The following is a 4,480-nucleotide window of genomic DNA, read 5'->3' as shown; positions in this document are numbered from 1 at the left end:
CCTCCACGCCCTGAGCTGGTCCCACTGGCGCAGACGCCACCAGGCCACAGCCCGCCGCTGCCACTACCGAAGAAGAACCAGCTCAGGACACGAAATCTCACTGGAGTACTGGCTGTCGGGCAGCAGGGTGATGAACGCCAAGGCCGCGGCGGCCACTGCAGCGGCGCCGACCACCGACGGCCACGGCGGGAGCAAGTCCGGCCAGTTCGTCGGAGCGCGCCGGCGAGACCCGCGGGTCGGCACCCTGGTCCGGGGTGCTGAGGTAGGCGCCCCAGAACCACTCGAGATAGGAACGGGAGAGGACCGGGCCCGTCATGTTCTCGTACATCGAAGGGCTGTCGTCGAACCGGTCGACCGCCGGGTAGGCGAGCACCTGGAGCGTGAGGCGAGGTCCCCCGCGGCGCAGGGATTCCTGTGCGAGGACCGCGGCCACCGTCAGAGTTTCGGGGGCCGGTCCGCCTCGTGCGGCCACTTTCTTGAGCAAGGTCTCGATCTGGGGGTCGAGGGACATGGGCTCACCTGTCTGAAGGGACGGCCACCCGGTATGGAATGACCTTTCCAGGATCATCGGCGGAGCATAATTGGAATGTCAATTCCAACTTGAGTAACGTGGGCGTATGAGCGCACCAGTGAAGGCCGGGGAGCCGAGGAGGCAGCGGCTCACCAAGGGCGGCCGCAGGACCCGCGAACGCATCATCGAGACCGCTGCGGAACTGATGTTCCAACGCGGCGCGAAAGGCACGAGCATCCCGGACATCCAGGCGGCCGCCGGGGTCAGCGCGTCGCAGATCTACCACTACTTCGGAGACAAGCAGGGCTTGGTCCTGGCGGTCATCGACCACCAGACGGACACCCAGCTCGCCCGGCAGCGTCCGCTGCTGGACAGCCTGGACAGCATCGAGGCCCTGCGCGAGTGGTGCGACAGGGCAGGGAACCGGCAGGACGCAAGAGGATGCGAAGGCGGCTGCGAGATCGGCTCGCTCGCCAGCGAACTCGCCGACAGCGACCAGTCGGCGCGGACCAGCCTCGTCTCCGCCTTCGACCGGTGGGAAGGCCCCATCAGGTCGGGACTCGCACGCATGCAGGCACGAGGCGAGCTGAGCGAGCGCGCCGATACCGCCGCGCTCGCCACCGCCCTGCTGGCCGCCATCCAGGGCGGCATGCTGCTGTCCCAGGTCCGCCGGTCGAGCACCGCCTACCGGCAGGCCGTGTCAGCGGTGATCGACCACATCGAGAGCTACCTCGTCCGGTAGCGGCTCGGCCGCGTCAACTCACCACCGACACCCTTGACCTGCGGATACAGAGCTCAGAAACAGGCACTCAGCACCCCTAACAAAATGATCTTCGAGGTGGTCGCATCACCCCGGGATCGGTGAACCGGGGGTGCGGGGCGGCGCGGCCGATCGGGCATGACGTGCTGGCGCCGCCTGGCCGAGTGGACCGCAGCCGGCGTCCGGCCCCGGCTGCATGGGGTCCTCCTCGCCAGGCTCCGCAGCGCGAACACACGGGACTTCTCCCGGGCGGCCGTCGACGGCTCCCACATCCGTGCGTTGAAGGGGGGGACCAAGACCGGACGAGACCCTGCCGACCGAGGCAGAACCGGCAGCAAGCACCACCTGATCACCGACGCCACCGGCATCCCGCTCGCCGTCACCCTGACCGGTGGCAACCGCAACGACGTCACTCGGCTGATTCCACTTCTTGAGGCTGTGCCGCCCGTGTTCTTGAGGCTGTGCCCCCGTGCGGGGTAAGCGAGGCAGGCCCCGGCGCCGCCCGGACGTGGTGCTGGGCGACCGGGGCTACGACCACGACAAGTACCGCCGGCTTGTCTGGGACCTGGGCGTGAAACCACTGATCGCCCGACGCGGTGTCGAGCACGGATCCGGACTCGGCACCCAGCGCTGGGTCGCGGAGCGGGCGTTCGCCCACCTGCACTGGTTCCGTCGCCTGCGGATTCGTTGGGAGATCCGCGACGACATCCACGAAGCCTTCCTCACCCCCGGATGTGCGCTCATCTGCTGGCGGCGCCTGACCTCATCGCGACAGGAGTGCTCATCCGAGTTCACTCGTAACGCAGGCGCAGTGACTCCCGTTCGGCCTCCTCGACCTGGCCGACGGTCAGGCCCGGCAGGTTCAGCTGGGCCAGCGTCACCTCGGCGCTGGTCGGCTGGGCCTCAGCAGGCACCCATCGCTCCGGTTGCCAGGCGTTGGCGCGCATCAGCGACTTCGGACAGTGTGGATAGACCTGCTCGACCTGCACCACCATCGCCGTGACCGGCGGTTTTCCGACGGGCGTCAGTTGGGCGAGCAGCTCCGGGCGTGCCGAGACGCAGGCGCGGCCGTTGACGCGCAGTGTGGTCGGGCGGCCGGGAGTGAGGAAGAGCAGTCCGACGCGTCCGGTCTGCAGCACGTTGTGCATGGTGTCGAGCCGCTTGTTGCCGGTCGCGTCGGGGATGACCAAGGTCTGCTCGTCGAGCACCGAGACGAACCCGGCGGGGCCGCCACGCGGCGTCACGTCCGCCCGGCCCTCGGCGTCCGCACTGTCGATGAACACCAGCGAGGAACAGCCGATCAGCGCCCGGGTCTCCTCGGTCAGGCGATCGGTCTCCTTGCGGAGCGAGTTCGGGTTCGGCTGCGGGTAGAGCTCGCGCAGCTGGTCCGGGCTGGTGAGGGCGTCAGCCTGGAGGGATTCGAAGAGCGGGCCGACGACCCCAGTGTCGATCATCATACGGACGACCCTAGAAGACGACCGAGGCATTGCGCGGGTCAGTGGGTGATCTCACCTGCGTTGACCAATCGCTAGCCCTCGGCGCAGTCGGAGGAACGCGGTCGTGCACTGCCAGCCCGTACCGAGGCGGATCTCGTCGGTAGGCACCCGTCAGCGACAGTACGGCGCCCGCCTCGGCCCGCCGCTATGCCGGGCCGAGGAGCCTGGTCGGCACGCGGACCGAGGCAAAGGTCAGCGCGGGCGGACCAGGCCGGGTTGTCCGACCTGACCATTCTGTCAGGAGTTCTTGGAGTTCGTTTTCGCCTGGGCTGCCCGTGTATCCAGCGATTTTCAGACTGCCGGTTGTGGTGCCTGTGCTGCTGGGGATGCGGGTTGGTTCTTGCCGGTCAGATGGGGTGACAGGTGAGGCGTGAAGTGACTTGTGCCCGTCTCGTCCCAGGACGCCCGGCCTTCGCGGACACGTGCTTCCGTTGGTGTCGCCGTGCGCCTGGGCGCACTCGGTCCGCGACGGTACGGCCGTGCTGATCACCGCGGCAAGTGTGCAGACTCCGTCGCCGGCGCCCGGCTCCTGGACCAGGTGGCCGCCGACCATCCCGGTGTTCGCGAGGTGCGGGTCGACGGTGGCTACCGCCAGCACCTCGTCGAACATGCCGCCGTTCTCGGCATCGACATGGAAGTCACCGCTCGCAAACCCGGGACCAGGGGTTTCACTCCGATCCCGAAGCGATGGGCGGTCGAACGGACCTACGGCCGGCTCATGTTGCACCGCCGCCCGGCCCGCGACCACGAAACCCTGCCCACCCGCTCCGAAGCCGTGATCCACCTCGCCATGACCGACCTCATGGCTCGCCGCCTCACCGGCGGGAACACCCGCTCCCAGCGCGACTCCGCACATCCACATCAACCGTGGACACCGGGATGAAACAGCAGGAGAAAACGACCTCTAAAGAGCGCGGGGAGGCGTCCTCGGCTCGAAAACGCTCTGGGGTTCACTCGGCTGGGAGGCGGACGTCCGGCCCAGTACCCGGGCCAGGTCGCGGTGTATCCGGTCGGCTTCCCCGCGGACCTGGACGGGGACGTCGCCGCGTTCGGCGACGAGGCGGTCGTAGACGGGGGTCTGCTGGAACACGGTGGGACGGTTTCCCTTCAACGGACGGTTCGCGGACTGGCGCAGCATACGCGCCCGGGGGCACGCCCCGCTGGAGGCGGACGTTCAGGCCAGGAGGGCGGGGACGGGGGGCCTCGGTCGTCCCGTCGCCGTCGAAGCGCGCGGCGACCGGGCGGGCATGGTCGCCGGGAAGCCGACGGGAGCGGTGTTCGGTGCGGGCTCCGGCGAGCCAGGCGCCGGCCCCAACGGTAAGGCCCGGAAGGGCGGACGGGTGGAAGAACTGTGGGTGGCCACCCCCGGCCGGCCTGCCCGCAGCCGCCCGCACCCTGGAGGCGGCACACCGCAAACCGACCGCCACCGCACTGGGTACGCCCCTGCTGTCCGAGCAGTTCCGCGGGACCGGGGCCGACGACCCGCCGCAGGCCCCGGTCCCCTGTCGGCCGGGCAGCAGGACAGCCCGGAACAACGGTGGAACCCCGCTTCCCCGTAGGGGCTCCCCCGGACCGGGACCTGTCCGGGCACCCGGCGACCGGGCGACGGGACCGGGGGGGGGGGGGGGGGGGGGGGGGGGGGGGGGGGGGGGGGGGGGGGAGGGGTGGGGGGGGGGGGGGGGGGGGGGGGGGGGGGGGGGGGGGAGAGGGTGT

The 4,480-nt window shown here is 70.0% G+C and carries 4 protein-coding genes and 2 pseudogenes; 3 read left to right on the top strand and 3 right to left on the bottom strand.

The features are described from left to right. Positions 1 to 97: 97 nt before the first annotated feature. Positions 98 to 511: an alpha/beta hydrolase fold domain-containing protein gene (locus tag ACZ56B_RS27775; RefSeq protein ID WP_468796273.1), complete on the bottom strand. Its 414-nt coding sequence runs from the start codon at positions 509 to 511 to the stop codon at positions 98 to 100. A 106-nt stretch (positions 512 to 617) separates the two neighbouring features. On the opposite strand from ACZ56B_RS27775, the gene ACZ56B_RS27770 reads away from it, so the two are divergent. Continuing rightward, positions 618 to 1,253 carry a TetR/AcrR family transcriptional regulator gene (locus ACZ56B_RS27770; protein WP_468796271.1) on the top strand — a complete coding sequence of 212 codons (636 nt, stop codon included), beginning with the start codon at positions 618 to 620 and terminating at the stop codon, positions 1,251 to 1,253. 150 nt (positions 1,254 to 1,403) lie between these two features. After that, a pseudogene (locus tag ACZ56B_RS27765) lies at positions 1,404 to 2,037 on the top strand (IS5 family transposase); the annotation flags it as partial. Positions 2,038 to 2,062: 25 nt separating this feature from the next. Here ACZ56B_RS27765 and ACZ56B_RS27760 read toward each other — a convergent pair. Further along, a complete protein-coding gene (locus tag ACZ56B_RS27760) occupies positions 2,063 to 2,728 on the bottom strand; it encodes a pyridoxamine 5'-phosphate oxidase family protein (protein ID WP_468796269.1) in 666 nt (221 codons plus the stop codon). Between the two features lie 515 nt (positions 2,729 to 3,243). Here ACZ56B_RS27760 and ACZ56B_RS27755 point away from each other — a divergent pair. Continuing rightward, positions 3,244 to 3,650 (top strand): annotated as a pseudogene (locus tag ACZ56B_RS27755) (transposase family protein); the annotation flags it as partial. A gap of 21 nt (positions 3,651 to 3,671) precedes the next feature. Here ACZ56B_RS27755 and ACZ56B_RS27750 read toward each other — a convergent pair. Next, positions 3,672 to 3,857, bottom strand: coding sequence for a hypothetical protein (locus tag ACZ56B_RS27750; protein ID WP_468796267.1), 186 nt, complete (start codon positions 3,855 to 3,857; stop codon positions 3,672 to 3,674). Positions 3,858 to 4,480 lie beyond the last annotated feature (623 nt).

The sequence above is a fragment of the Streptomyces sp. NPDC034670 genome (genome assembly GCF_055574875.1).
This window is presented reverse-complemented; position numbering and strand designations above follow the sequence as displayed.